Below are 23,106 nucleotides of genomic sequence, written 5' to 3'. Positions count from 1 at the left end.
CGACGCCGGCCCGCACCAGAGCGGCCTGCCCGCCGTGTGCAGGTGGGCAGGCCGCTGTGGCCGGGTCGGGCGGCTACCGCTCCGCACGCGGGTCCTGGGCTCCGCCCGGCTTGCGCGTGGGATCCACAGTGCCGCCCTTCCCGTAGTCTCCTTCCGGGTACCGGCCGGTCTCGGACGCTGCGGTCCTGCCGGGGACGGGCCCGGCCTCGCCGTAGTCGGCCTTCACGTAGCGGCCGGCTCCCACGGTCCTGTCGCCCAGGGGTTCGGGCAGTCCGGCTTCGGCGCCCGCCCCGCCGTAGTCCCCTTCGACGTACTGGCCCTCTTCGTCTTCGGCATGGCGGCCGCGCTGTGCACCGGCTTTGCCAAAGTCGCCTTTGACGTACCGTCCGCGCAGCTCCCGTTCCTCCGGTGTCTCATCCGCAGTTGGGGTGTTTTCGATGCTGCTGTCGTTCATGGTCTTGCCTTTCCGAACGAACTCCACGTCCCTGCAACGGCAACCTGGACCTGTCCGGGGTGTCTCTTCCCTGGCGGAATCCGGCTCCGCGCCCGCTCAAACAAGGCGGCGGTGCTGGCGTCAGAAGTGCCGCCCGGTAGGGGTGACCGTCGGTCTGTTGCCTAGGGATACTTTCGGCGTAGCATAGAAGTGCTCGCATTGTCAATTGGTCCTGAAGTGAGGCCATAAACCTAGAAAATCGCAAAGAAGGTACTGCGATGAGTGATGTAAGTCCACTGAGAAATGCGGTCCGCAATGGCAGCGGACTCAAGCGGTTGGGTGGGACCTGGGGCGAGCTGCTTGCGGAGTTCCTGGGCACGTTCGTGCTGATCGCGTTCGGCGACGGCGTCGTGGCCATGGCGGTCGCGGCGTTGCCGGGATCGGGCCGTGCCCAGACATCAACAACCATCTTCATGGCGGCGGGCGACTGGCTGCTCATAGCCTGGGGATGGGCCCTTGCCGTGGCGTTGGCCGTCTACGTGGCCGGCGGCGTCAGCGGCGCCCACATCAACCCGGCCGTGACGATTGCCTTTGCAGTCCGCCGCAAATTCCCGTGGCGCAAAGTGGGCCCGTACATCGTGGCCCAGGTGGTGGGTGCTTTTGCAGGGGCGGCGTTGGTGTACCTGCTGTACTACAACGCGATTGACGCCTACAACACCGCCGTGGGCACCGGCCGCGGCGACGCGAAGGGCCTGGCCACCTACTCAATTTTCGCCACGTTCCCGGCGCCCTACTTCAACGGAAACGCCGTCGGCCCGCTGGTTGACCAGATCGTGGGCACGGCGTTCCTGGTGATGTTCGTCGTGGCCATCATCGACATGCGCAACACCGCCGTCCAGGCGAACCTGGGCCCGTTCATGATCGGGCTCGCGGTCGCCGCCATCGGCATCTCCCTTGGCGCCAACGCCGGCTATGCCATCAACCCGGCCCGTGATTTCGGCCCGCGGCTTTTCGCGTGGATGGCCGGATGGGGCCAAACGGCGCTGCCTGGCACAGTGGACGGGGCGTTCAGCTGGTACTTCTGGGTGCCCATCGTCGGCCCGATCGTCGGCGGCGTGATCGGCGTGCTGCTCTACGACTGGTTCATCGGTGACGTCCTGGACGCCAAGGCCCGCCTGGCAGAGTCCACGCCTCCGGGCCGCGCCGGCGGCGAAACGCCTCCCGCCACCGAGGCCGAGACCTCCGTTCCGGAGACCCGGACCACCCCGAAGCGGAGAGCGGCGTAGGGGCGCACCAGCGCCAACATGGAAGGCACGACGGCGGAGCTCCCGTGGGGGTCCGCCGTCAGGCCTGCCCGGGGTACTGGGCGAACCAGGTCACTTGGTGATGCTGAACGAATCCGTGAAGCTGTATCCCTCGGCCGGCACGAACTTCACGTCCATGCGGGATTCGGTCAGCCGGATGTCCAGGGTTCCCAGCGCCGGATCCACGTTGCTGCCGGACCATGCCGTGAAGTACGGTTTCTCTTCATCCTTGGTGTTGATGGGCCTGATGTTCCTGCCGCCCAGGCCTGACGTGACAAATACCGTGCCCTTGCCTTTGGCGAGGGAGTCATCCGTATCAGCCATGCAGTCCCGCTTGGTCGACATCTGGCGGCAGCTGACGCTGTTGGCCAGCTGGTTGGTCCGCTGATAGACGTGTTCGTGGCCGTTCAGGACCAGGTCCACCTTTTTCTTGATCAGCATCTCGGTCAGCTCCCGGCCGGCGTCACAGCTGTAGCGTCCGATGGTGAAACAGGGGGTATGCATCCCAACAACCGTCCAGGGGATCTTCGCGTCACGGGCACCGTCGATGGCGCTTTCTGTCCACTGCCGGCGTTCGCTGCCCTCCGAATAGTCCAGCTCGTCCCCGCCGTCAAAGGGAATTCCGGGGGACACCAGGATCAGCCGCATCAAGGGGTTTTCCTGGGGCAGGTCCACGTACCACTGTTTGGCGTATTCACCCTGGAGGCCCGGCAGCTTGTTCGGCAGGCACTGCGCGAACTTCTCGATATTGCCCTGCAGGCCGTCGCTTTCATGGTTGCCGGCAACCAGCTGGTACGGAAAGTCGGTTCCCAGCTTTCCGGTCACCATGTCGCAGAACTGCTGCTCTGGAACGTCGGAGTAGGACATGTCACCGAGGTGGAGGTTGAAGTCGGGCGAGAGTTCCTTGATTTTGTCGAGCACGGCCCTGGCGCCGTCCTCGATGCCGGTGTCGCCGGCAGCAGTAAAGTGCACTGACCGTGCGTCTGTTTCCTTTGGATTGTCGGGGGCCGGCGGTTTCGACTCGCACCCCGCAAGCCCGGCACACACCAGCAGGGCCAGAAAAATCGATGCGGCCCGCTTTCGTGCCGGCATAAGGTCCTCCCTCCAACGGCGCCCCACTGCTTGATGCGCCCGCCCGGCTGCCCATGCCGGGGTGAGACCAATCTATTGAGCCCTCACCCGGGGAGCAATAGGGATTCCCGCAGGAAAGCCCGCAGTCCCGCCGACGATGCCGCCTGGCCACCACCCCGCCTCCGACGCGCATGTTCCCCACAGAGGCGCACGTTCCCTTTCGCGGCCCTAATGTGGGCCGCGAAATGGAACGTCCGCGTCGAAAGTGCGTTTGCGGGTCGAAAACGAAGAAGCCCGCAGTCAGGCCGAGGCCAGGGGCAACGACAGTTCCATGGTGGTCCCGTCCGGGCCGGTGCGGGCCACCTTCACGGTGCCCCCGGCCGCGGAGGCAATCTCGCGGACCAGTGCCAGCCCGATCCCGAAGCTCCGCCGCCCCTCGGACCCAGCAGGCCCGCCGGCGCGGACAAAGCGGTCGAAAATCCGGTCCGGGTCCACCCCGCTGATGCCGGATCCCGTGTCGGTTACCCGCACCAGCGCCCGGGAACCCTCGGCCGAGGCGGTAATGGTGATGCTCCCGCCGGCCGGGGTATGCCCCAGTGCGTTGTCCGCCAGGGCCAGCACCGCCCGCCGGAACGAACTGGGATCGATCCGCACCAAAGCCGGCCCGCCGCCGTCGAACGTTAAACTGACGCCTTGTTGCCGGGCAAGGTCCTGAAGGCTCCCGGCGGCGGACTCGGCAGCCAAAGCCACGTCCACCGGCTCCAGTACCGTTACGGGCGCCGACGCAGTGGCGGCCAGGAGCAGCTCGTTCACGATCCCGGTCAGCGTGGACGCGTCCTCCCGGATCTTCGCCAGGGCCAGCGAAGATTCCGAGCCCGGTTCGGCCTTCCTCTGGGCCAGCTGGATGCGGGTGTCCAAAATGGCCAGCGGGGTGCGCAGTTCGTGGCTGGCGTCCTGGACGAACCGCCGCTGCCGGGCCAGCGCCTCACCCAGCGGCCGGATGGCGCTGCGCGCGCTGAGCCAGCCCACCACCCCGGCCAGCACCACACCCGCAAGGCCGGCCAGGATCATCCCCTCGATCAGGTCCCTGGAATCCAGGTAGGTGTACGGCTTTCCCGAGGCAGAGGCGGGCTGGACCGGGTGGGCGAGCTTGTACATGAGGAAGGCGGTGGCGGCGGCCAGGAGGATGAGCACCAGGGCGGCAACCCCGGCGCTGATCCGCAGTGCCACCTTCAGCGACGCGCGGCGAAGGATCTCCCGGTCCGGGTCGGCGGAGGCAGCAGCAGTGGTGCGCGGCCCGGAAGGAACGGGTGCAGTCATGAGGGCTCGCCGATCTGGTAGCCCACGCCGTGGACGGTGCGGATCAGGGCCCTGTCGATCTTGCGGCGCAGGTGGTGGACGTAGGTGTCGATCACGCCGGGCTGGTCCGTCTCCTGGAAATGCGCGGCGAGCAGTTCGTCCCGGGTAAACACCCGGTCAGGCTCTGCCGCCAGCGCGGCCAGCACCTCGGCCTCTTTCGCGGTCAGCGTCACCAGGTCGCCGTACAGGGACCGGACAGAGCGCGACGCCGGATGGAACTCCCAGCTGCCGATGCCCACCGGGCCGGCGTGCGGACCCTGCCCCGCGGGCGGACCGTAGGTGCGCGTCAGTGCACGCAGGCGCGCAGCCAGCTCGCCGCCGTCGAACGGTTTTGCCAGGTAGTCGTTGGCGCCGGCGTCCAGGCCGCGGACTTTTTCGTCGGTGTCGCCCAGCGCGGTGAGGATCAGGATGGGGGTGCCGATGCCCTTGGCCCGCAGGGCGGTAATGACGCTGATGCCGTCCATGACGGGCAGGCCGCGGTCGATCACCATCACGTCCCACGGCTGCGTCAGCCCCAGATGCAGGCCCTCCTGCCCATTCGCCGCGAGCCGCACCGTGAAGTCCGGCTCCAGCAGCTCGGCAATCAGCGGACCCAGGACGGGATCGTCCTCCACCAGCAGCAGGGCCGGCCCCTCACCTGTTGTCATGCCGCCTATTCTTCCGCAGCCGCCTCAACACCTTCATCAACTGGTTCTTCAGCTGCGGCGAGCCTGTTCTTCCGGCGGCGCTTCATATATTCCACAATCCACGGCACCACGGAGGCCAGGACCATTACCACGGCAATGATGTCGATGTTGTTGGCGATGATCTCGTAGTGTCCCAGCCACGTGCCCAGGAGGGTCACCGACGTCGCCCACGCCAGGGCCCCCGCCATGTTCCAGAGCGTGAACGCCTTGTATTCGTACCGGGCAATTCCTGCGGTGACCGGCGCGAAGGTGCGCACCATGGGTACAAAACGGGCCAGTACGACGGCGGCACCTCCATGGCGGCGGAAGAACTCTTCCGTGACGGTCAGGTGGGCGGTTTTGAGGATGCGGGCATCGTCCTTGAACCAGCGGCGGCCGAACTTGCGTCCCAGCAGGTACCCCACCTGGTCGCCGCCGATCGCGGCCGCGGTGATCACGCCGATCAGCAGGGGCAGCGCCAGGTTCAGCTGCTGGTGCAGGAGGCCTGCGGTGAAGAGGAGGGAGTCGCCGGGCAGGAAGGGGAACAGGACGCCGGATTCGATGAACACCATCGCGGCGATGACGCCCAGTGCGGCCGGGCCGAAGCCCTCCAGCAGGCCGGCGGGATCAAGCAGCGAGGGCGAACCGGCGGTTGCTGCCAGGGGTATCAGGAGGCTGTGCATGAGTACTCCCTACGCCCGGCCGAAGGGGCGGAGGACGGTGGCCGGCAGGCGTTCCATCAGGGCAGGGGCGAAGCGGTTCCAGAGCCCGGCGAGCAGGACCACTGCGGCGCTCGCGGCAAAAAAGGAGGCTGCGACGTCGGTGGGGTAGTGGACCCCCACGTACAGCCGGGACCAGGCGACGATGAGCGCCATGGCCGCGCCTGCCACCGCAACCGGCCGGGCCCAGCGGGTTCCGCGGGCCAGGAAGTACAGCGCGAAGGCCAGGGCCACGGCGAAGCTGACGTGCCCGCTGGGGAAACTGTTGGATCCGGTCTCCGGCGCCAGGGGGTCGAACAGCATCGCAGGGTTGGGCCGCTGCCGGGCGAACAGGAGCTTGAAGGCCTCGCTCGCCACCCAGCCCGAGCATGCGGTAAGCCCGAAGGCGACGGCGGTCACCAGGTCGCGCCGGAACAGCCAGATGCCCAGGGCGGCAACTGCGATGAGGGCCAGGCCCACCACCGGGCCGAACAGCAGGTTGATCCCCATCGCCACGGCGGTCAGTACGGCGACGTGGTGCAGGCTGAGGTTTTGGTCGACACCCAGTTCCGCGGTTGTGTCGCCGGGGACCAGTTGCACGGTCAGGCCCAGCACCACGACGGCGGCGCACAGCACGATGCCCACCGGCAGCCAGTGCCGGGGCTGGGGGAGTGCCCTGAACTGGGTGCCGACGGCCGGGGGTGCCGTGGGCGAGGTGTGCTGGTGCGGTCGGTCGTTGTGGGTTGATCCGTGCATGTCTTCCTTGGGGGCGTGGCGTGGGGGCCGCTGTTCGGCCTGTCATTCCACTCTCCTCCGCGGGCTTTAAGAAAGGCTTAAGAAGTGCTGGTTCCTGGCTGTGGGCAGGGGTACGACGGCGGCCCGGGCCTTTCGCGCGCGGCGTGGCGGCGACGCGCAAACTCATTTCCGCTGCGCAGATTCCTTTTCGCACCCCGTATTTGGGCCGCGCATGGGAATGTCCGCCCCTGGAATGAACATCCGCGTCGAAAGTGCAGCGGGGCGTGATCAGTGGATTTCCATTCGGGGGTAGACGGACTTTCGGCCCTATTCGTTTTCGTTTGTTGCGGCGACTGTGGTGGTGGTGCATTTGTGCCGCAGGTGGCCAATGTTGACATCGGGGAAGTTGGGGGATGAGGACACTATGCCAGAGGTAAAGGATTACAAAGACGGGCGTCCGCTTCGGGTTTTTATCCTGGATGACCATGAACTCGTCAGGCGGGGTTTGAGGGACCTGGTCGAGGGCGAGGGGATGGAAGTAGTGGGGGAGTCGGGGTCGGCGGTGGAGGCCTCGCGCCGCATCCCTGCTTTGCGGCCGGATGTGGCTGTCCTTGATGGCAGGCTCGCCGACGGGACGGGCATCGAGGTTTGCCGGGACGTTCGGGGGATCGATCCGGAAATTCGTTGCCTGATCTTGACGAGTTTTGACGACGAGCAGGCCCTGCGGGGCGCGGTCCTGGCGGGGGCAGCAGGCTATGTTCTGAAGGAGATTGGCAACCACGATCTGATAAACGGCATCCGGAGGGTGGCTGCCGGGGAGAAGACTTTCGGGCCTGGTGTTGAGGAGCGGGTCCTCCATGGGTTGGGTGAGGAGGCCCGGGTGAATCCGAGGTTTTCCGGTCTGAGCGTGCAGGAACGGAAGGTCCTGGAGTTTATCGGTCAGGGAATGACCAACCGGGAGATCGGTCAGGAGATGCGACTGGCTGAGAAAACAGTGAAGAACTACGTCTCCTCCGTGCTTGCCAAGCTTGGCTTCGAACGACGCACCCAGGCTGCTGTCTACGCAGCGCGCCCCGATGCCCCCGCTCAAAGGGCCGCCAAGGGAGCCAGGTCGGCCTGACCGACGGGGTGGGCCGCGGATCAACGGGGAGGACGAGCGGTGGGTTCTGGTCGGCGTCAGGTTTGGAAGTGCACCGGTGGTTCGCTGCCGCCTGAGGCGGAGGCCACTATTGCTGCCGCGAGGTCCCGTACTTTGATGTTCCGGTTGCTGGAGGCGCGGCGAAGAATCCCGAAGGCGGTTTCGTGGTCGCAGTGGTTTTGGCCGATCAGGATCCCTAAGGCAATGTCGATGACGGTGCGGTGGGACAGGGCTGCATACAGTTGCTCGACGGTTTCCTTCAGTTCTGCGATGAGCAGGGCCGAACGCAGGGGGCCGCTGATCCGGTCGGCGAAGTCTTCAGCGGCGACGATGTCACCGTACTGGAGGCCGCCGGGCGCCTGGGTGGAGAACGTCAATACCGCTGCCGACCCCTCGTCGACGGCAATGGGTACGGCCAGTACGGAGCCGATACCGCATGCCGCTGCGGACGGTGTGAACTTGGGCCAGCGGTTGTCAAAGGACGTGCTGCGCATGATGATGGTCCGGCGGCCGGTGATGGCTGTGAGTGCAGGTCCTTCCTCGAGCCGCTCCTGCAAGTCGATAACCTGGGCGGCCAATCCTCCGTTGCAGGCGTGGACGGGCGTTTTCTTCGGGGTGAGGAGCGTGATGCTGCACGAGGTGCCGTCACCGGTTGAGGCAGTGAAATCCACCAGTGTCACCACGGCCGAAAGTGCATCGTTGATGTTCTCGCTTGCCATGAGGCTTTCCTCCAAGGCTTTGGCCGGGTGTGGGGCGGGCGGTGCATGACGTGTTTGGCCGGCCCCCATGGCTGACTGGACGCTTGGCGGTGGATCAGCGACAGTGAGCCGCCGGACGCGGACCTGGTCTGTCCCGTCCTGGTCGCGGACACCAGCAGGCATGTCGCCCAAGCCCATACCGTCAGCGTCAGCCTCGGAGGCCGGCGCGGCGGATGTGTCCTGGTAATGGCCGGAGACTTCCAGTGCGTGACCGTCCGGGGTTAGAAGCCGTAAACGGGGGGAGTCCAAATGATCCGTGCTGACTTCGAATCCACGCGCCATATTCTTGGCCTTTCAGTTTGGTGGACTTCCAGTAGACGTTCCGCTGCTGCGGTACCAACAGGGACAAAAGGCCCCACGAGTTCCGGGGTCCAATGGTGGCTGGGGTTGGTAGAGTTGTTGGGTAGACGCTGGGGCTGCTGCAGATATTCTTTTCCGAGGCGATGCAGCCCGCCATGGAACGGCGTTGGTCTTGGACCGAGGTGCTTTCATGTGGCGTGAACCTATTAAGCAGCGGACCCGGAACCTCCTGCGGGAGTTTGTTGAGCGGGCTGATGAGCTTGTCCGGGCCCAGGAACATGTTGAAGGGCTCCTCGGCGCGGTCGTGTCCCTCAGCGAAAACCTCAGCCTTGAGGCCGTGCTGGACCGGGTGGTGCAGTCAGCATGTGAGCTTGTCGGGGCGCAGTACGGCGCGCTGGGCGTCATTGGCGATGACCAGCAGCTGAACACGATCACCGTCGGCATTGACGAAGACGGTGCCCGTCTCATCGGTGATCTTCCCACCAGCCATGGATTGCTGGGGCAACTGATCCGTGAGCCCAGACCGCTCCGCCTCAATAATCTTGGCGAGCAAACAGCCGCGGCGGACTGCCTGCCGGGACTCCCGCCCATGCGGACCTTCCTGGGCGTTCCGGTGCGGGTACGGGATGAAGTGTTCGGGATCCTGGCCCTGACGGAAAAGATCGAGGGCCGCGAATTCACCGCCGAGGACGAGGATCTGGCGGTGGCCCTGGCCTCCGCTGCGGGCGTGGCGATCCAGAACGCGCGGTTGTATGAGGACAGCAACAGCCGCCAACGCTGGCTGGAAGCAGGTATGGAGGTCAGCGACCGGCTGAAGAGCCAGCCGCGCTCGGAAACAGAAAATCTGGAGATGATTGCTGAACGGGCATTGCACGCGTCCTCCTCGGCGTTGGCGGTAATCGCTTCGTTGGCCGGTGACGGCAGCCTGCGGTGCCGGACGGCTCTGGGCGTACAGTCCATGCCGGCCGGGCAGGAACTTCCCGCAGGCCCGGTGTTTTCGGAGGTTCTTGCCACGGGGCAATCCCAGTTCCTGCGGGACCCGCGGCAGGTTTTCGACGACGTGTCAGCGGAAAAGCTCGGCCCTGTCCTGGTGGCTGCCTTGGCCAGTGACAGCGACGGCCAGCGCGACAGTGTGCTGATTCTGGCAAGATCCGCCGGCACCGCCCGGTACACAGACGTGGACCTTGAGCAGAGCTGCGTGTTCGCCTCCCGGATCGGGCTCACCCTTGACCTTTTGAAGGCTAACCGGCTGCGGGAAGAATACGCCTTGTTCATCGACCGGGAACGGATTGCCCGGGACCTGCACGACTTGGTCATCCAGCGGCTTTTCGCCGCAGGGCTGAGCATCCAGGGCCTGCGCCGCTACACCTCGGATCCGGCAGCGCATGAACGGCGCGTCGCCGGCATCACCACGGAACTGGACGACTGCATCCATCAGCTCCGCGACACGATCTACGCCCTCCAAACCGGAGAAGCCGATCAGGAGCTGCTCAGCGGCCGGGTCCTGCGAGCTGTTCAGGAAGCCGCCAATGCTGCCGGGTTCCTCCCCAGGATTCAGCTTTCCGGGCCTGTCGATGACGCCGTGGACTACGAGGTAGCCGAACAACTACTGCCGGTGCTGCACGAAAGCGTCAGCAATGCCGTGCGGCACTCAGGGTCTGAAGACATCCAGGTCCTGTTGGCAGCCCGGGACGGCGAGGTGGTCCTCACAGTCCGGGACCACGGGTGCGGCTTCCAAAATCCTGATCGGACGAGCGGGCTGGACAACATGCAAAACCGTGCCGCCCGCCTGGGAGGGACCTGCACCATCGACAGCGCCCCCGGCGAGGGGACCAGCATCACCTGGACTGCACCCACAGCCCCACTGCAGGTGCTGCCCAGATCTGCGCCGGGCTGAGGTCGGGCGGCCCAACCAGCGCTCTTCAGACGCTTTGACCCGTAGCAGCCGGTGGCGCCAGTTTGTCCCGCCGGCTGAAGCCCAGTTTCTGCAAGACCGAAGACACGCAGCGGACAACCGTCTCCTGGGAAGCCGTCATATGCAGTTCGATTTGCCTGTTGGTCATGCCGCGGGCCATGAGCGCAAAGACGTTGCGCTCCTCAAAGGTCATGGCCTCCAGCCAGTGGACCCCAGCAGTTGCGGAGAGGCTCTCGGCAACCCTTTCCCGGATCTCTGGCTCCAGCAGCGAGCGGCCGGCTGCTATCGCACGGACATCGTTGAGAAAATCCCCGATGCCCCCGACCCGCTTCACCGCGTACCCTGACGCGCCCGCCAGCACGGCTGCCCTCACCCCGTGCTGTTCGTCCCAACCGGTCAGAATCAGGCATCTCACCGACGGCGCGGTAGAGCGCAGGTGACGGCAGACCTCAATGCCCGTAGAGTCCGGCAGGCGCTCGTCCAGGACAGCGATGTCCGGATCCAGGTCCGGGATCAAGCGGTAGGTTTCAGCAGCCGAGGCGCCTTCACCCACCACCTGGAATCCTTCATGCTCCAGCAAGTCCCGCAGCCCCTGCCGGACCAACTCATGGTCGCTGACGATGAACACCCGGACGGGCAGTGCCCCAGACCGAACCCCATCCTGTGGTGTTGCTGATGTTTCCATGACGATGCTCTTATCGGCTCATGCCCTCCCCGGCCACCCCATTTCAAATGGCCGCCCCGTTCGGAAGAATCCTCACCACATCATCCCGCAACACCCCGCATCCGGGCAGGGCCAAAGGTCCGCTCCGCAAGGAACGGCAAACGGCTGGCCTACAGGAGAAAGGCCAGCCGATGAATCATGACCATTCAATGCCCATGATCCGGCCGGCCAACGCAGGGATCCCCCGTGACATACCGCAGACCGAGCAACTGGTCCTCAACTCGGTTTCGACCACCCACTGATGGGACTCCTCCAACCGGTACTCGAACCCGAACCCAAGCTTCTGCAGTTCATTCAGGGCCCTGCTGGCTACCTCCCAGGAGCCCCACCGGCCGACCACTCCGCCGCTGTTCCTGATGACGTTGCATCCGCCATCGCCAAGCTCGGCTGCCAGGTCTTTCCGGCTGGCCGGCCCACTGCCGTGCACTGCCCGGTACTCCTCCACGGTTACCACGTCTCGTCCCCTCACCCATACATTGCCCGCCCAAGCTCTGCATCCGGTCCTGCAGGCTGGAAGCTCTCCCGGCTCCCCCTCAAGTCCGCCGATCCGGCCCCGAAAACTGGGGACCCGGACGGCACCTCTACAAGAATGACAAGCGTTGCGGGCCCGGTTATAGGGCTGAAAGTCCCCCTGCGAGCGCTCGCAGTACTGTTCCCCGCGGTCCGCAGCAGTGAGCGGGCGTTGGAGGAAAGGCTGTCAGACGTGAGCGGGCGTGGGGAGAAAGGTGGCCAAAGGAGAGCGGGCGTCGAAAGAGGGGCGGCACGCTTGACGGCCCGGCACTGCCCCACATATCCTGAACGAACGGTCGGTAAATAATTCCGCACGTTCCAGAAGGTCTTTGCATAGGAGCAACCATGGCAGCGCAGAACTTGCAGTCAGTGCCGGTCGAGCTAACGGCTGGAACCAGCGAAACAGCAGATGCGGCAGGCCAGGCCCACTTCGACCGGATCATCGCCGAGGACTCGCGCATCGAGCCCCGCGACTGGATGCCCGCCGCCTACCGCAAGACCCTCCTGCGCCAGGTAAGCCAGCACGCGCACTCGGAGATCATCGGCATGCAGCCGGAGGCCAACTGGATCTCCCGCGCCCCCAGCCTGAAGCGCAAGGCCATCCTCATGGCCAAGGTCCAGGATGAGGCCGGCCACGGGCTCTACCTCTACTCGGCCGCCGAAACCCTGGGCCAGTCCCGGGACAAGATGATGGACGACCTCATCGCCGGCAAGGCCCGCTACTCCAGCATCTTCAACTACCCCGCGCTCACCTGGGCGGACATGGGTGCCATCGGCTGGCTGGTGGACGGTGCAGCCATCTGCAACCAGGTCCCGCTGTGCCGCGCCTCGTACGGTCCCTACGGCCGGGCCATGGTCCGCATCTGCAAGGAAGAGTCGTTCCACCAGCGCCAGGGCTTCGAGATCCTCCTGGAGCTCTCCAACGGCACGCCTGCCCAGAAGCAGATGGCCCAGGACGCCGTGAACCGCTGGTACGCGCCGGCCCTGATGATGTTCGGCCCTCCGGATGATGATTCCCCCAACTCCAAGCAGTCCATGGCCTGGAACATCAAGCGGTTCAGCAATGACGAGCTCCGCAGCCGGTTCGTCGGCATGATGGTGGAGCAGGTCCGGGTCCTGGGCCTCACCCTCCCCGATGACCAGATCCGCTTCAACGAGGACACCAAGAAGTGGGAGCACGGCCCCCTGGACTGGCACGAGTTCCAGGAAGTCCTGGCCGGCCGCGGCCCCTGCAACGCCCAGCGCCTTGAGCGCCGGAGGGCAGCGCACGACGACGGCGCCTGGGTCAGGGAAGCAGCCGCGGCTTACGCAGCAAAACAGTCAGCAAAGATGCAGAAGGAACACGCAGCATGAGCCCGCACGGCAACCCCGAAACCCCGGCCAGCTCGGCCACCGAGATCAACCGCGAAGCCCCCAAGGTCAGCCCCGCACCGGAAGAGCACCATGACAGAAGTGCCTGGGGCCTCTGGGAGGTCTTCGTCCGGTCCAGCCGCGGCCTGAGCCACGTCCACGCCGGCTCCCTGCACGCACCCGACGCCGCCATGGCCCTCCGTAACGCCCGCGACCTCTACACCCGCCGCAACGAGGGCGTCTCCATCTGGGTTGTCCCGGCCGACGCCATCGCCGCCAGCGACCCCGACTCCAAGGGCTCCTTCTTCGAGTCCCCGCAGGGCAAGGACTACCGGCACGCCACGTACTACACCAAGAGCGAGGGAGTGAAGCACCTGTGATCCCCACCGGCTCCCACAGCTCGCAAGCTCGCAGCGGGTCCCTCGCCGGCGTGGCCCCTGGCACGGATTCCGCAACCCGCATCACCCCCGGCAACGCCCTCCGCCCGGAGGACATTGCCCTGGAGGTCAAGACCGGCCTGGCCAAGCCCAGTGAGGACATAGCGGAGTATGCACTGAGGCTGGGCGATGACGCCCTCATCCTCGCCCAGCGCCTGGGCCACTGGATCTCGCGCGCCCCGGAGCTGGAGGAGGACATCGCCCTGGGCAACATCGCCCTGGACCAGCTGGGCCACGCCCGCAGCTTCCTCACCTACGCCGGCGCCGGGATGCCCAACGAGGACGGCACGGCCAAGACCGAGGATGACCTGGCCTACTTCCGCCGCGAACACGAGTTCCGCAGCGTCCAGCTGTTCGAGCAGCCCAACGGCGACTTCGCGGCCACCATCGCCCGCCAGTTCGTGGTGAGCTACTACCAGTACGAGCTCTACCGGCGCCTCACCGAATCCACGGACGCCACCCTGGCCGCCATCGCCGCCAAGGCCGTGAAGGAAGTGGACTACCACCGGGACCACAGCGCCCAGTGGATCCTGCGCCTGGCCGGTGGCACCGAGGAGTCGCGCACCAGGATGATCCACGGCCTGCGCCTCATGTGGCCGTACGTCAACGAACTGTTCCAAGACGACGAACTGACCGAAAAGCTCGCCCAGGCCGGTGCCGCCGTCGCGCCTTCCAGCCTGAGGGAAGACTTTGACCGCCTGATCGCGGATGTCCTCAAAGAGGCTGAGCTGGAGGTCCCGGACGTGCCCGCAGCCCCGGGCGGCGGCCGGTACGGCAGGCACTCCGAGTACCTGGGCTACATCCTCGCGGAGATGCAGGTGCTGGCCCGCGAGTACCCCGGAGCAACCTGGTGACCGTCATGGACATCTACGTCAGCGACTTCGAGGCAAAGCGTACGACGCCGGCACAACCGTCGGGGGAGAAGGACGCCTGGGACATCGCGGCCACCGTCGTGGACCCGGAGATCCCGGTCCTCACCATCGCGGACCTGGGGATCCTGCGGGACGTGCAGGTGGCGGAGACCGGGCAAGTGAAGGTCACCATCACCCCCACGTACTCGGGCTGCCCGGCCATGGACGCCATCCGCGACGACCTCTACAAAGCCTTCGAGAAGGAAGGCTACGCGGACGTGCACGTGGACCTGGTCCTGGCCCCGGCGTGGACCACGGACTGGATGACCGAGGCCGGCAAGGCCAAGCTGCAGGAGTACGGCATCGCCCCGCCCAGCGGCAACTCCAGGGCCGGCGGCCACTCCGGCCCCATCCGGCTGAGCCTGGCCGTCAAGTGCCCGCAGTGCAACAGCCTCAACACCAGGGAACTCACCCGGTTCGGTTCCACGTCCTGCAAGGCGCTGTACGTCTGCCAGGACTGCAAGGAACCGTTCGACTACTTCAAAGTCCTGTAAGGAACCACCATGACTGTTGTCCGCCAGACCGCCGCCGAAGAGGCTGAGGCGACCGGCCGCCGTCGTCCGTCCTTCCACACCCTTGAGGTGAAGGAGGTGCGCCGGCTCACCGACGATGCCATCGAGGTCAGCTTCCATGTGCCAGCCGAGCTCGCCGGCAAGTTCGACTACCTGCCCGGCCAGTACGTGGCCCTGCGCACCACGCTGCCGGACGAGACCGGGGAGCCAAAGGAAATCCGCCGCAGCTACTCCATTTGCGCCGAGCCGCGCAGCTTCGCGGACGGCACCAGCGAGATCCGTGTGGCGATCAAGAAGGACCTGGGCGGGCTGTTCTCCACGTGGGCCAACGCCGAGCTGAAGGCGGGGGACACGCTGGACGTGATGAGCCCCATGGGCGCGTTCGTGTCCAAGCACGGCCGGGACGGGCAGGCCGTGGAGCAGAACGTCATGAACTCCATGAACCATCCCGAAGAGTTGGCGGGGGAGCCGGGGAACTTTGTGGCCATCGCCGCCGGCTCCGGCATCACCCCGGTGATCGCCATCGCCCGGACGCTGCTGGCCGCCAACCCGGACACCCGGTTCGACCTGATCTACGCCAACAAGGCCGCCATGGACGTGATGTTCCTGGAGGAGCTGGCGGACCTGAAGGACAAGTACCCGCAGCGGCTGGCCATCCACCACGTGCTGAGCCGCGAGCAGCGGATCGCGCCGCTGCTCTCCGGCCGGATCGATGCGGAGAAGCTGCAGCAGCTGCTGGGCACCGCCCTGCACGCGGACGATGTGGACGAATGGTTCCTGTGCGGGCCGTTCGAGCTGGTGCAGCTGTGCCGGGACACCCTGGCCGAGCGTGGGGTGAAGCCGGAGAACGTCCGGTTCGAGCTGTTCACGTCCGGCAAGCCGGACCGCCCGGAGGGCCACGCCGGCCGTCCAGTGGTGGTGGACGAGTCCAAGGAAACGTACAAGATCACGTTCAAGCTGGACGGCCTGCAAGGCGAGGTGGCCAGCCCCACGCACGCCCGCGAGTCCATCCTGAACGCGGCGCTGCGGGTCCGCCCGGACGTGCCGTTCGCGTGCGCCGGGGGAGTGTGCGGCACCTGCCGGGCCAAGGTGGTCACCGGCACCGTGACCATGTACGAGAATTACGCGCTGGAGCAGGATGAGCTGGACAAAGGCTACGTCCTGACCTGCCAGAGCCACCCCACCAGCAAGGAAGTCACGGTCGACTTCGACGTCTAATCCGTTTTCACCAGAAGGAGCCCCATGATTTCCCTTTCCATCAGCAACGGCATCGCCGAGGTAGTGCTGGACGCGCCGCACAAGCTGAACTCATTGGATGAGCAGGCGCTGCGGGATTTAGCACAGGCGTACGACGACGCTGCTGCCGCCGCCTCACGTGGTGAGGTGCGGGCGCTGCTGCTGAGGGGAGAGGGGCGCGCCTTCTGCGCGGGCCGGGACATCGCCGGGGTCACCCCGGAGAACGACGACGCCGCCGCGTACCTGGGCGGGCTGGTGGAGCCGCTGCTGAAGAAGATGGCCGCGTTCCCCGCACCGACCTTCGCGGCCGTCCAGGGCGCGTGCCTGGGCGTGGGGCTGGGGCTGCTGCTGGCCACGGACGTGGTGTACGTGGCGGAGAACGCGAAGTTCGGGTCGCCGTTCGCCAAGTTGGGGGCCACGCTGGATTCGGGCGGGCACTGGTACTTCACGGAGCGGCTGGGCATGCACCGGACGCTGGACCTTATCTACACCGCGGACCTGATCTCGGGCGCGGAAGCGGTGGCGCAGGGGATGTTCAGCCGGGCGATGCCGGCTTCTGAACTGCTCGAGTCCACGCGGGCGATCGTTGGCGGCGTGGCAGCCGGCGCCACCAGTGCCTTCGTTGCCTCGAAGGAGCTGGTGGCGCACATCCGCGACCAGCGGCTGGGCCTGTGGCAGGCCATGCAGGAGGAGAACGAGGAGCAGGCGCGCCTCTGCAAGACCGATGATTATGCGGAGGGTTTCCGGGCGTTTCAGGAGAAGCGGGAACCGAAGTTCACGGGAATTCCCCTCGTGTAATTGCCCTTTGGCAAGCCTTGCAGAATTCTTGATTGAACCTTGCAAGCCCTTTTCAAAGATCTTTATTTGCGTTCGTAAGAGTAGGCGAAGCCGGGCAAATCGGCCGATGCGCCCTGCCGGTCTCAAATAGGCAGCCGCATCCGGAACCTACTCTGGGGGCACAATTGTCTGAGGTTTTGAATGAGGAAGTCGATGGTAAGGAAGAGAACGGCTTCAGTCGCCGGCGTGTTGTGGCTGGTGTCGCCTGGTCACTGCCGGTAATTGCCACGGCCATCGCGGCTCCAGCAGCGGCAGCGTCCGGGCCAACGCCCACGCCTACCGCAACTCCGGCGACTGGCTTGTTTACTTCCGGTACCCAGAACATGACGTCGACGGTAAGTACTGCCCATGACCGGACAGGAATGGTAGTACCGGCTCTTCTGAGCCTCAAGAACCTCACCGGCGTCACCGGTCAGATCAGGGTTGTACTTACCATCACACCGCCATCGTCAGCTGCACCTGCAATTTCCTTCTCGACAGTCAGCGTAGGGTCTTCGACTCTGGCCATTACGCGGCCGCAGAGTAACGCAGCGGAGTTCAGCGCTACGCTGCCCGCGGGTGCCACCACTCTCGATTTTGCTTTCAGCGGTTACAGCTACACAGGCAAGAAACAAGATTCAGGCACTTACACGGTCACCACCGTTATTACCTACGTCCAAAACGGAACTTCCACCCAAATGCCGTCGGCCCCGAGCACTACGATTGTTCTGCCGAAGGCTGGGTGACCACAAGCATGGTCTGGAAACGTGGCGGCCTGGTCGCAGAAGTCTGTACCAAACCCCGGGCTCGTGTGGCTTTGCTGCACCTCGACGCAACGCAGCCCGTGGTCCTGGAAGGAACGGCTGCGGTCATTTGGGATCTGATCGATGGCCAGCGGAGCGAGCAGGACATCTTCGCTGAGCTGGAGTCCACCTTCGAGGATCAGTCAGGGCAGATGCAGGCCCAGGTGGAGGGCTTCCTGGCAAGCCTCGAAGCACAGCGCCTGATCGAAGCCGCACGCGGCGTTTCCCACTGACGGCATGACAGCCGCGGGAACCACGGAGAGCGCAGGGCTGGCCTGGAAGCAACGCCTCCTCGAGGAGTTGGCAAGGGGTGGCGACCTGCTGTGCCTGGATGTTTTGGGGCAGCAGTTCGTGGTCCGATGGGGCAGCGCGGTCACCTGGCAGCAGAGGGTCAGCATGAGCTCGGCGTGGGCTCGCTGCGCCAGCAGCCGTGAGCCTCTGCTGCCGCCTGCACCTGTGGAAGCGCAGTTTGGCAGGCCGTTCACGGCGTCGGTCGCCTGCACGTCCACGAAGCATGGCGGGGGCACCTTCCAGCTCGCGGCAGCTTCCTTCGAGGAGTTGGCGGAGAACCTCACGTCCCGGCTCACGGTAGCCGCCATCCTGTCCAACGCCGGTGAGCTGATCATGCTCCACGCGTGCGGGGTGGCGGATCCTGATTCCGGGGCCGTGGTGGCGCTGGTGGCCAAGTCGGGAACGGGAAAGACCACGGCCGCCTCCATGCTCGCCAGGACTTATGGCTATGTCACGGATGAAACGGTGGCCATTGCCTGGGACGGGTCGGTGGTTCCTTATCCCAAGCCCCTGTCCGTCAAACAGGAGGCCGGCACACCGAAGCGCCAGGCGTCCCCGGATGAGTTTGGGCTGCAGCCGGCACCGGCGTTGCCCTACATCCAGTCGATCGTGCTCCTGAACCGTATCGAGGGGGCCCGGCACACAGCTCCGGTGCTGGAGAGCGTACCGCTGGCAGATGCCGTCTTGGCGCTCGTCCCGGAGTCTTCCTCGCAGGCAGAAGTCGTGGATCCGCTGCAGTCACTCTGCCGCCTCATCGAGAGCGTCGGGGGAGTGTGGCAGGTGACGTACTCCGAGTCAGCTGACCTCCCGGCCGCGCTGGAACCTCTGTTCCGTCTGCAGCCAGCCGCCCAGACAGAGTGGGCGCCTGCAGCAGCAAAAAGCGTCCAACACCAACAGGTCCCGGCTGGCTGCATTCAGCGCACCGCTCCACAGGATGCGGTCGCCATCGCCGGGGACCGTCTGGTCATGCTGGACAACCAGATAGTGCGCCTAAGCGGGATCGGCCCCGCAGTCTGGGAAGCCTGCGCCAATCCCGTCAGCCTTGACGGAATAACGAAATACGTCGGCAGCGTGCATGGCAAACCCGAGGGCTATCGGGAGGCCGTCGCCGGAGCCGTAGAGCAACTGGTCGCCAAATCGATTCTGGAACGCGCCAGCAACTGAACTTACCCGCATCCGTGCATACAAGAACTTGAGTTTAAGGAACCATCGTGAGCACAGCAGCAGCCCCGGCGGAGACGCCTCCTGGCTTGGACCTGGCGGACTACCTGAACGTTCTCCGGACGTACTGGAAGGCCATTGTCGCAATCACACTGCTGGCCACCATGGCGGCCGCAGGATGGACGCTTCTCCAACCAAAGGTCTATTCCTCCGATTCCAGCGGCATAGTGGTCACTCCCGGCTCGGACAACGTGAGCCTGGCCTTGGCCGGTGACAGCCTGGCCAAGGCCAAGGTCAAGGACTACGAGTCTGTGGCCAAATCGCGGCTCGTCGCGGACCGTGTCATCCAGGCCCTGGACCTGAAGACGAGCGGCGACGCCCTGCTTGGGAGCATCAGCATCAAAGTTCCTCTCGATACGGCCCAGATCACCGTCACCGCCAAGTCGACCGATCCCGCAACCGCACAGCGCGTGGCAGATGCTTGGGTCAACGGCCTTGCGGCCCAGGTGGAAGCCATCGAGACGGCACCCTCCAACGACACGAAGTCCACCGCGACAACAGCCGACGCCGGGCCATCGGTGAACGCAACCACGGCCGTGCGTGTTCTCCCGCTGGGCAAGGCCGTCCTCCCCAGCAGCCCAACCTCACCCAACACAAAGCTCAACCTCGCCCTGGGTGCTCTCGTCGGAATGGCCCTCGGCGTGGCCTACGCCCTCATCCGCCGCCACCTGGACCGTCGCATCCGCCGGGCTGCAGACATCGAACGGCTATTCGGTGTGCCTGTCATCGGTACCCTCCCTGTGGACCACCGCCTCGCTGGGAAGAGCACCATCGTGGACGCCGGCACCGCCGAACAGCTGCATGATGCCGGCGGGGCCATGGCCGAGGCCCTCCGCGAGCTGCGCACCAACCTCAGCTTTCTGGACGTGGACCAGCCGCCCCGGGTCATCGTGGTCACCAGTTCACTCCAGGCAGAGGGCAAGTCGACCGTCACAGCCAATCTTGCGGTCACCATGGCGGCAGCGGGTGAAAACGTGGTGGTGGTCGACGGCGATCTCCGCCGGCCTACGCTGGTGGACGTCTTCAATCTTGTTCCGGGTGTGGGGGTCACCGATGTGCTCACCGGCACGGCGGATTTGGCTGATGTCCTTCAGCCCTGGGGTGCCTTGCCGAACCTTTCAGTTCTGGGGTCGGGGCGTATCCCGCCCAACCCCAGTGAGTTGCTTGGGTCCCGGGCCATGAAGAACATGCTGGCGGCTTTGGCGAAGGATGCAGTGGTCCTCATCGACGCGCCGCCGCTTCTTCCCGTGACGGATGCTGCTGTCCTCTCCCGGGCTGCCGATGGCGCAATCCTCGTCATCCGGACCGGCAAGACCACCCAGGAGCAGCTGGACCTCTCCCTGGGAAACCTCGAGAAGGTCAAGGGGCGGGTTCTGGGCGCCGTCCTCAACTATGTTCCTAGCAAGGGACGGGATGCCTATTCCTACTACGGAACGTACACGGCTGCGTCCACCCCGCCCGCGGAGACGGCTTCCGCTCACGGCCGGGATGAAGAGGACACTCTGGGAGCGCTGGAAGCCGCGGCGGGTGGCCGCAGAGCCAGGGGCTAGAGTCCTGTGACCCACGCTTCCCGTAAAACGCAGCTCGAGATCCCGGAGGGTGTGCTCCTGGGTCATGCCCTCGTGGCGCGCCTGGCAAATGGCCTCGGCATCAGGGCCTTCTTTATCAAGGGGCCTGCAAGCGTCCTTCAGGGGCTTCGTGAAGCCAAACTGTCGACCGATGTTGACGCCTTCGTCGATCCCGTCAGGCTTGAGGAAGTGCTGGAGCGACTCCGTGAACGGGGTTGGCGTGAACGGCCTGTGGACCCGGACAGCAGGACGTTCCCCAAGCACTCCGTCACGGTCCACCATCCGGAGTGGCCCTGCTGTATCGACATCCATTTCCGCTTTCCCGGTATGGAAAAACCCGCGCACGACTGCTTCGAAAGCTTGTGGGCGAACACTGAGACCATCTCACTTGCCGGCCAGCGGTTAAGGGTTCCCGCCAAGGAACTTGGCGTTTTGTTTTTGGCTCTGCATGCCCTGCGTTCTCCCACTCTGCCTGCTTGCCAACAGGAGTTGGACTACCTTGCTGACCTCATGCGCAGGGAGGACATGTCCGAGGCGCTCCTGGAACTCGCTGGAGCAACAGGATCGCTGGCAGCCATTCAACCCTTCCTGGAAGGGCTTCTTCCCCCGACGACCAGCGTTGTCTGGCCGGAGCCCTCCATGGAGTGGCGCAACCGCGTGGCAGCCCAAGAACCTGGCAGCGCACGCCTCGCCGCTATCCTTCAGGCCACGTGGAAAGAGAAACCAAGAATGCTGCGGGGAGCGCTCTTCCCACCGCCGGAGGTCTTCCTCAGCGGGAACATCTATGCGGACATGTCGCTGGTTGGACAACTCAGGCAGCATCGTGCCCGGTGGGGCCGGTTTATGCGTGCTCTGCCTCGTCTAGTTCGGCGCCTCTGCAGACTCTGATCGAGCGGTGAAGTCCTTCTGAAATCCGCATCCAATTGCCGTTTGGCCCACCAAATTTGTTAAGGTTCAGCTATGACTAAGGGGAAAGCAATTACCAAAGCCGTCATTCCTGCTGCCGGATTGGGAACACGCTTCCTGCCCGCCACCAAGGCAATGCCGAAGGAAATGCTGCCGGTGGTTGACCGCCCGGCCATCCAGTATGTGGTGGAGGAAGCGATCGATGCGGGCCTCTCGGACCTGTTGATGATCACTGGCCGCAACAAGCGAGCCCTGGAGGACCACTTCGACCGCGAGCCGGGCCTGGAAGCTGCCTTGGAGGCCAAGGGGGACAAGGACAAGCTGGGCTTGGTGGAGTACGCCTCCAACCTGGGCCCCATCCACTACGTCCGCCAAGGCGAGGCCAAGGGCCTGGGCCACGCAGTGCTGTGCGCGCAGCAGCACGTGGGTGACGAGCCGTTCGCCGTGCTTCTGGGTGACGACCTGATCGACGAGGCAGAGAACCTACTGAGCACCATGATGAAGGTGCAGCAGAAGACTGGCGGTTCCGTGATTGCACTGATCGAGGTTGATCCGTCACAGATCAGCGCTTACGGCTGCGCTGACGTCACTGCTGTGGAAGGCGAGGACTACGTCCGCGTCAACAGCCTGGTGGAGAAGCCGGCTGCAGCTGACGCACCGTCCAACCTGGCGGTCATCGGCCGCTACGTGCTCCATCACAACGTGTTCAGCGTCCTGGAGCACACGGAGCCTGGCCGCGGCAACGAGATCCAGCTGACAGACGCCCTGCAGACGCTTGCCGCCGGCGAAGGCGAAGGCTCCGGCGTGTACGGTGTGGTCTTCAAGGGCCGCCGCTACGACACCGGGGACAAGCTGAGCTACCTGAAGGCGGTCATCACCCTCGCGTCCGAGCGAGTGGAGTTCGGCGAGGACCTGAAGACCTGGATGAAAAGCTTTGTAGGCTAAAAGCAGCTTTTAGCACTTCTGGGAGGCCTGCTGCCGAAAGGTGGTAGGCCTCCCTTTTTTCGTGGCCCAGGCGGCCAGCAGCGCCCCGATGACAGCACCTGACGTGTTGGTCAAGATATCTGATGGGCTTGCAAAGCGATCGTCCAGAAATAGGAGCTGTCCCAGCTCGATGCAGCCGGAAATCAGCATGCCGAAACCGCCGATTTGCCACCAGCGTTTTGGTAAAAATGCCAGTGCGGCCACAAATCCGACGGGCATGAAAAGGACGACGTTGGCGGACGCTTCGACCAAACCGTAGTTGAACCAGCGGGGAATCCCGTGGCGGTGAAGGAAGGCGAGGACGGCTGCGAGGTGTCCGGAAACTGGTTTGTCGACGGGCGATGGCCAAAAAGCGATGAATGCCAGGGGAATTGCCATAGCCACGAGGATTAGTTGCCACAGTCGCTGATGGTAAAGGAACCTCAAGTCGGCCTCAGGTGGTCCGTAGCAGGGCGCATACT

Annotated in this window: 25 protein-coding genes; 15 read left to right on the top strand and 10 right to left on the bottom strand. The window is 65.1% G+C overall.

What is annotated here, in order from left to right:
* Positions 1 to 73 precede the first annotated feature (73 nt).
* A complete protein-coding gene (locus LFT49_RS16420; protein ID WP_236799380.1) occupies positions 74 to 454 on the bottom strand; it encodes a hypothetical protein in 381 nt (126 codons plus the stop codon).
* A gap of 257 nt (positions 455 to 711) precedes the next feature.
* Here LFT49_RS16420 and LFT49_RS16415 point away from each other — a divergent pair, with 257 nt between their 5' ends.
* A complete protein-coding gene (locus LFT49_RS16415) occupies positions 712 to 1,719 on the top strand; it encodes an MIP/aquaporin family protein (RefSeq protein WP_237428797.1) in 1,008 nt (335 codons plus the stop codon).
* 90 nt (positions 1,720 to 1,809) lie between these two features.
* Here LFT49_RS16415 and LFT49_RS16410 read toward each other — a convergent pair whose 3' ends face one another.
* The 5 genes from LFT49_RS16410 to LFT49_RS16390 form a co-directional block, all read right to left on the bottom strand.
* A complete protein-coding gene (locus LFT49_RS16410) occupies positions 1,810 to 2,709 on the bottom strand; it encodes a metallophosphoesterase (protein WP_236799378.1) in 900 nt (299 codons plus the stop codon).
* 399 nt (positions 2,710 to 3,108) lie between these two features.
* The gene (locus tag LFT49_RS16405; protein WP_237428796.1) at positions 3,109 to 4,128 is read right to left on the bottom strand and encodes a sensor histidine kinase; all 1,020 of its coding nucleotides are present in this window, start codon (positions 4,126 to 4,128) and stop codon (positions 3,109 to 3,111) included.
* On the bottom strand, positions 4,125 to 4,814 hold the full coding sequence (locus tag LFT49_RS16400; protein WP_237428795.1) for a response regulator transcription factor: 690 nt from the start codon (positions 4,812 to 4,814) through the stop codon (positions 4,125 to 4,127). Before LFT49_RS16400 ends, LFT49_RS16405 begins: the two co-directional genes overlap by 4 nt.
* 5 nt (positions 4,815 to 4,819) lie before the next feature.
* Entirely contained in the window at positions 4,820 to 5,515 is a 696-nt protein-coding gene (locus LFT49_RS16395; RefSeq protein WP_237428794.1) for a DedA family protein, read from the bottom strand.
* A 9-nt stretch (positions 5,516 to 5,524) separates the two neighbouring features.
* Positions 5,525 to 6,286 carry a phosphatase PAP2 family protein gene (locus LFT49_RS16390; RefSeq protein WP_237428793.1) on the bottom strand — a complete coding sequence of 254 codons (762 nt, stop codon included), beginning with the start codon at positions 6,284 to 6,286 and terminating at the stop codon, positions 5,525 to 5,527.
* A gap of 403 nt (positions 6,287 to 6,689) precedes the next feature.
* Here LFT49_RS16390 and LFT49_RS16385 point away from each other — a divergent pair, with 403 nt between their 5' ends.
* A complete protein-coding gene (locus tag LFT49_RS16385) occupies positions 6,690 to 7,385 on the top strand; it encodes a response regulator (RefSeq protein ID WP_237428792.1) in 696 nt (231 codons plus the stop codon).
* Positions 7,386 to 7,441: 56 nt separating this feature from the next.
* Here the strand turns inward: LFT49_RS16385 and LFT49_RS16380 are convergent, their stop codons facing one another.
* Entirely contained in the window at positions 7,442 to 8,443 is a 1,002-nt protein-coding gene (locus tag LFT49_RS16380; protein WP_237428791.1) for a GAF and ANTAR domain-containing protein, read from the bottom strand.
* A gap of 208 nt (positions 8,444 to 8,651) precedes the next feature.
* On the opposite strand from LFT49_RS16380, the gene LFT49_RS16375 reads away from it, so the two are divergent.
* A complete protein-coding gene (locus LFT49_RS16375; RefSeq protein WP_237428790.1) occupies positions 8,652 to 10,358 on the top strand; it encodes a GAF domain-containing sensor histidine kinase in 1,707 nt (568 codons plus the stop codon).
* 25 nt (positions 10,359 to 10,383) lie between these two features.
* Here the strand turns inward: LFT49_RS16375 and LFT49_RS16370 are convergent, their stop codons facing one another.
* Positions 10,384 to 11,061: a response regulator transcription factor gene (locus LFT49_RS16370; RefSeq protein WP_237428789.1), complete on the bottom strand. Its 678-nt coding sequence runs from the start codon at positions 11,059 to 11,061 to the stop codon at positions 10,384 to 10,386.
* 175 nt (positions 11,062 to 11,236) lie between these two features.
* Entirely contained in the window at positions 11,237 to 11,554 is a 318-nt protein-coding gene (locus LFT49_RS16365; RefSeq protein WP_237428788.1) for a hypothetical protein, read from the bottom strand.
* 401 nt (positions 11,555 to 11,955) lie between these two features.
* Between LFT49_RS16365 and paaA the strand changes: the two genes are divergently transcribed.
* From paaA to galU, 12 genes are all read left to right on the top strand, one after another.
* Entirely contained in the window at positions 11,956 to 12,963 is a 1,008-nt protein-coding gene (gene paaA / locus LFT49_RS16360; protein WP_237428787.1) for a 1,2-phenylacetyl-CoA epoxidase subunit PaaA, read from the top strand.
* Complete coding sequence (paaB, locus tag LFT49_RS16355) at positions 12,960 to 13,340, top strand: 1,2-phenylacetyl-CoA epoxidase subunit PaaB (RefSeq protein WP_237428786.1); 381 nt, start codon at positions 12,960 to 12,962, stop codon at positions 13,338 to 13,340. The genes paaA and paaB overlap by 4 nt, the downstream gene beginning before the upstream one ends.
* Positions 13,341 to 13,390: 50 nt before the next feature.
* The gene (paaC, locus tag LFT49_RS16350) at positions 13,391 to 14,251 is read left to right on the top strand and encodes a 1,2-phenylacetyl-CoA epoxidase subunit PaaC (RefSeq protein ID WP_237430534.1); all 861 of its coding nucleotides are present in this window, start codon (positions 13,391 to 13,393) and stop codon (positions 14,249 to 14,251) included.
* Between the two features lie 5 nt (positions 14,252 to 14,256).
* Positions 14,257 to 14,802 (top strand): 1,2-phenylacetyl-CoA epoxidase subunit PaaD, encoded by a 546-nt coding sequence (gene paaD / locus LFT49_RS16345; RefSeq protein ID WP_237430533.1) that lies wholly within the window; start codon positions 14,257 to 14,259, stop codon positions 14,800 to 14,802.
* A 9-nt stretch (positions 14,803 to 14,811) separates the two neighbouring features.
* Positions 14,812 to 16,038 (top strand): 1,2-phenylacetyl-CoA epoxidase subunit PaaE, encoded by a 1,227-nt coding sequence (gene paaE / locus LFT49_RS16340; protein WP_237428785.1) that lies wholly within the window; start codon positions 14,812 to 14,814, stop codon positions 16,036 to 16,038.
* 24 nt (positions 16,039 to 16,062) lie between these two features.
* Positions 16,063 to 16,854: an enoyl-CoA hydratase/isomerase family protein gene (locus tag LFT49_RS16335; RefSeq protein WP_237428784.1), complete on the top strand. Its 792-nt coding sequence runs from the start codon at positions 16,063 to 16,065 to the stop codon at positions 16,852 to 16,854.
* A gap of 32 nt (positions 16,855 to 16,886) precedes the next feature.
* Positions 16,887 to 17,618, top strand: a complete 732-nt coding sequence (locus LFT49_RS16330) for a hypothetical protein (protein WP_237428783.1) — start codon at positions 16,887 to 16,889, stop codon at positions 17,616 to 17,618.
* Positions 17,615 to 17,908 carry a PqqD family protein gene (locus LFT49_RS16325; RefSeq protein ID WP_237428782.1) on the top strand — a complete coding sequence of 98 codons (294 nt, stop codon included), beginning with the start codon at positions 17,615 to 17,617 and terminating at the stop codon, positions 17,906 to 17,908. The genes LFT49_RS16330 and LFT49_RS16325 overlap by 4 nt, the downstream gene beginning before the upstream one ends.
* A gap of 4 nt (positions 17,909 to 17,912) precedes the next feature.
* Positions 17,913 to 19,130, top strand: a complete 1,218-nt coding sequence (locus LFT49_RS16320) for a hypothetical protein (protein WP_237428781.1) — start codon at positions 17,913 to 17,915, stop codon at positions 19,128 to 19,130.
* Between the two features lie 47 nt (positions 19,131 to 19,177).
* Positions 19,178 to 20,737, top strand: coding sequence for a polysaccharide biosynthesis tyrosine autokinase (locus LFT49_RS16315; protein WP_237428780.1), 1,560 nt, complete (start codon positions 19,178 to 19,180; stop codon positions 20,735 to 20,737).
* Positions 20,738 to 20,743: 6 nt separating this feature from the next.
* Positions 20,744 to 21,643, top strand: coding sequence for a nucleotidyltransferase family protein (locus tag LFT49_RS16310; RefSeq protein ID WP_237428779.1), 900 nt, complete (start codon positions 20,744 to 20,746; stop codon positions 21,641 to 21,643).
* Positions 21,644 to 21,715: 72 nt separating this feature from the next.
* Positions 21,716 to 22,606, top strand: coding sequence for a UTP--glucose-1-phosphate uridylyltransferase GalU (galU, locus tag LFT49_RS16305; protein ID WP_237428778.1), 891 nt, complete (start codon positions 21,716 to 21,718; stop codon positions 22,604 to 22,606).
* Positions 22,607 to 22,615: 9 nt separating this feature from the next.
* On the opposite strand, the gene LFT49_RS16300 is transcribed toward galU, so the two are convergent.
* Positions 22,616 to 23,023: a VanZ family protein gene (locus tag LFT49_RS16300; RefSeq protein ID WP_237428777.1), complete on the bottom strand. Its 408-nt coding sequence runs from the start codon at positions 23,021 to 23,023 to the stop codon at positions 22,616 to 22,618.
* Positions 23,024 to 23,106 lie beyond the last annotated feature (83 nt).

Source organism: Arthrobacter sp. FW306-06-A (assembly GCF_021870055.1).
Lineage (GTDB): Bacteria > Actinomycetota > Actinomycetes > Actinomycetales > Micrococcaceae > Arthrobacter.
Note: the sequence above shows the minus strand (reverse complement) of the source record. Positions and strands in the feature narration are given on the sequence as shown.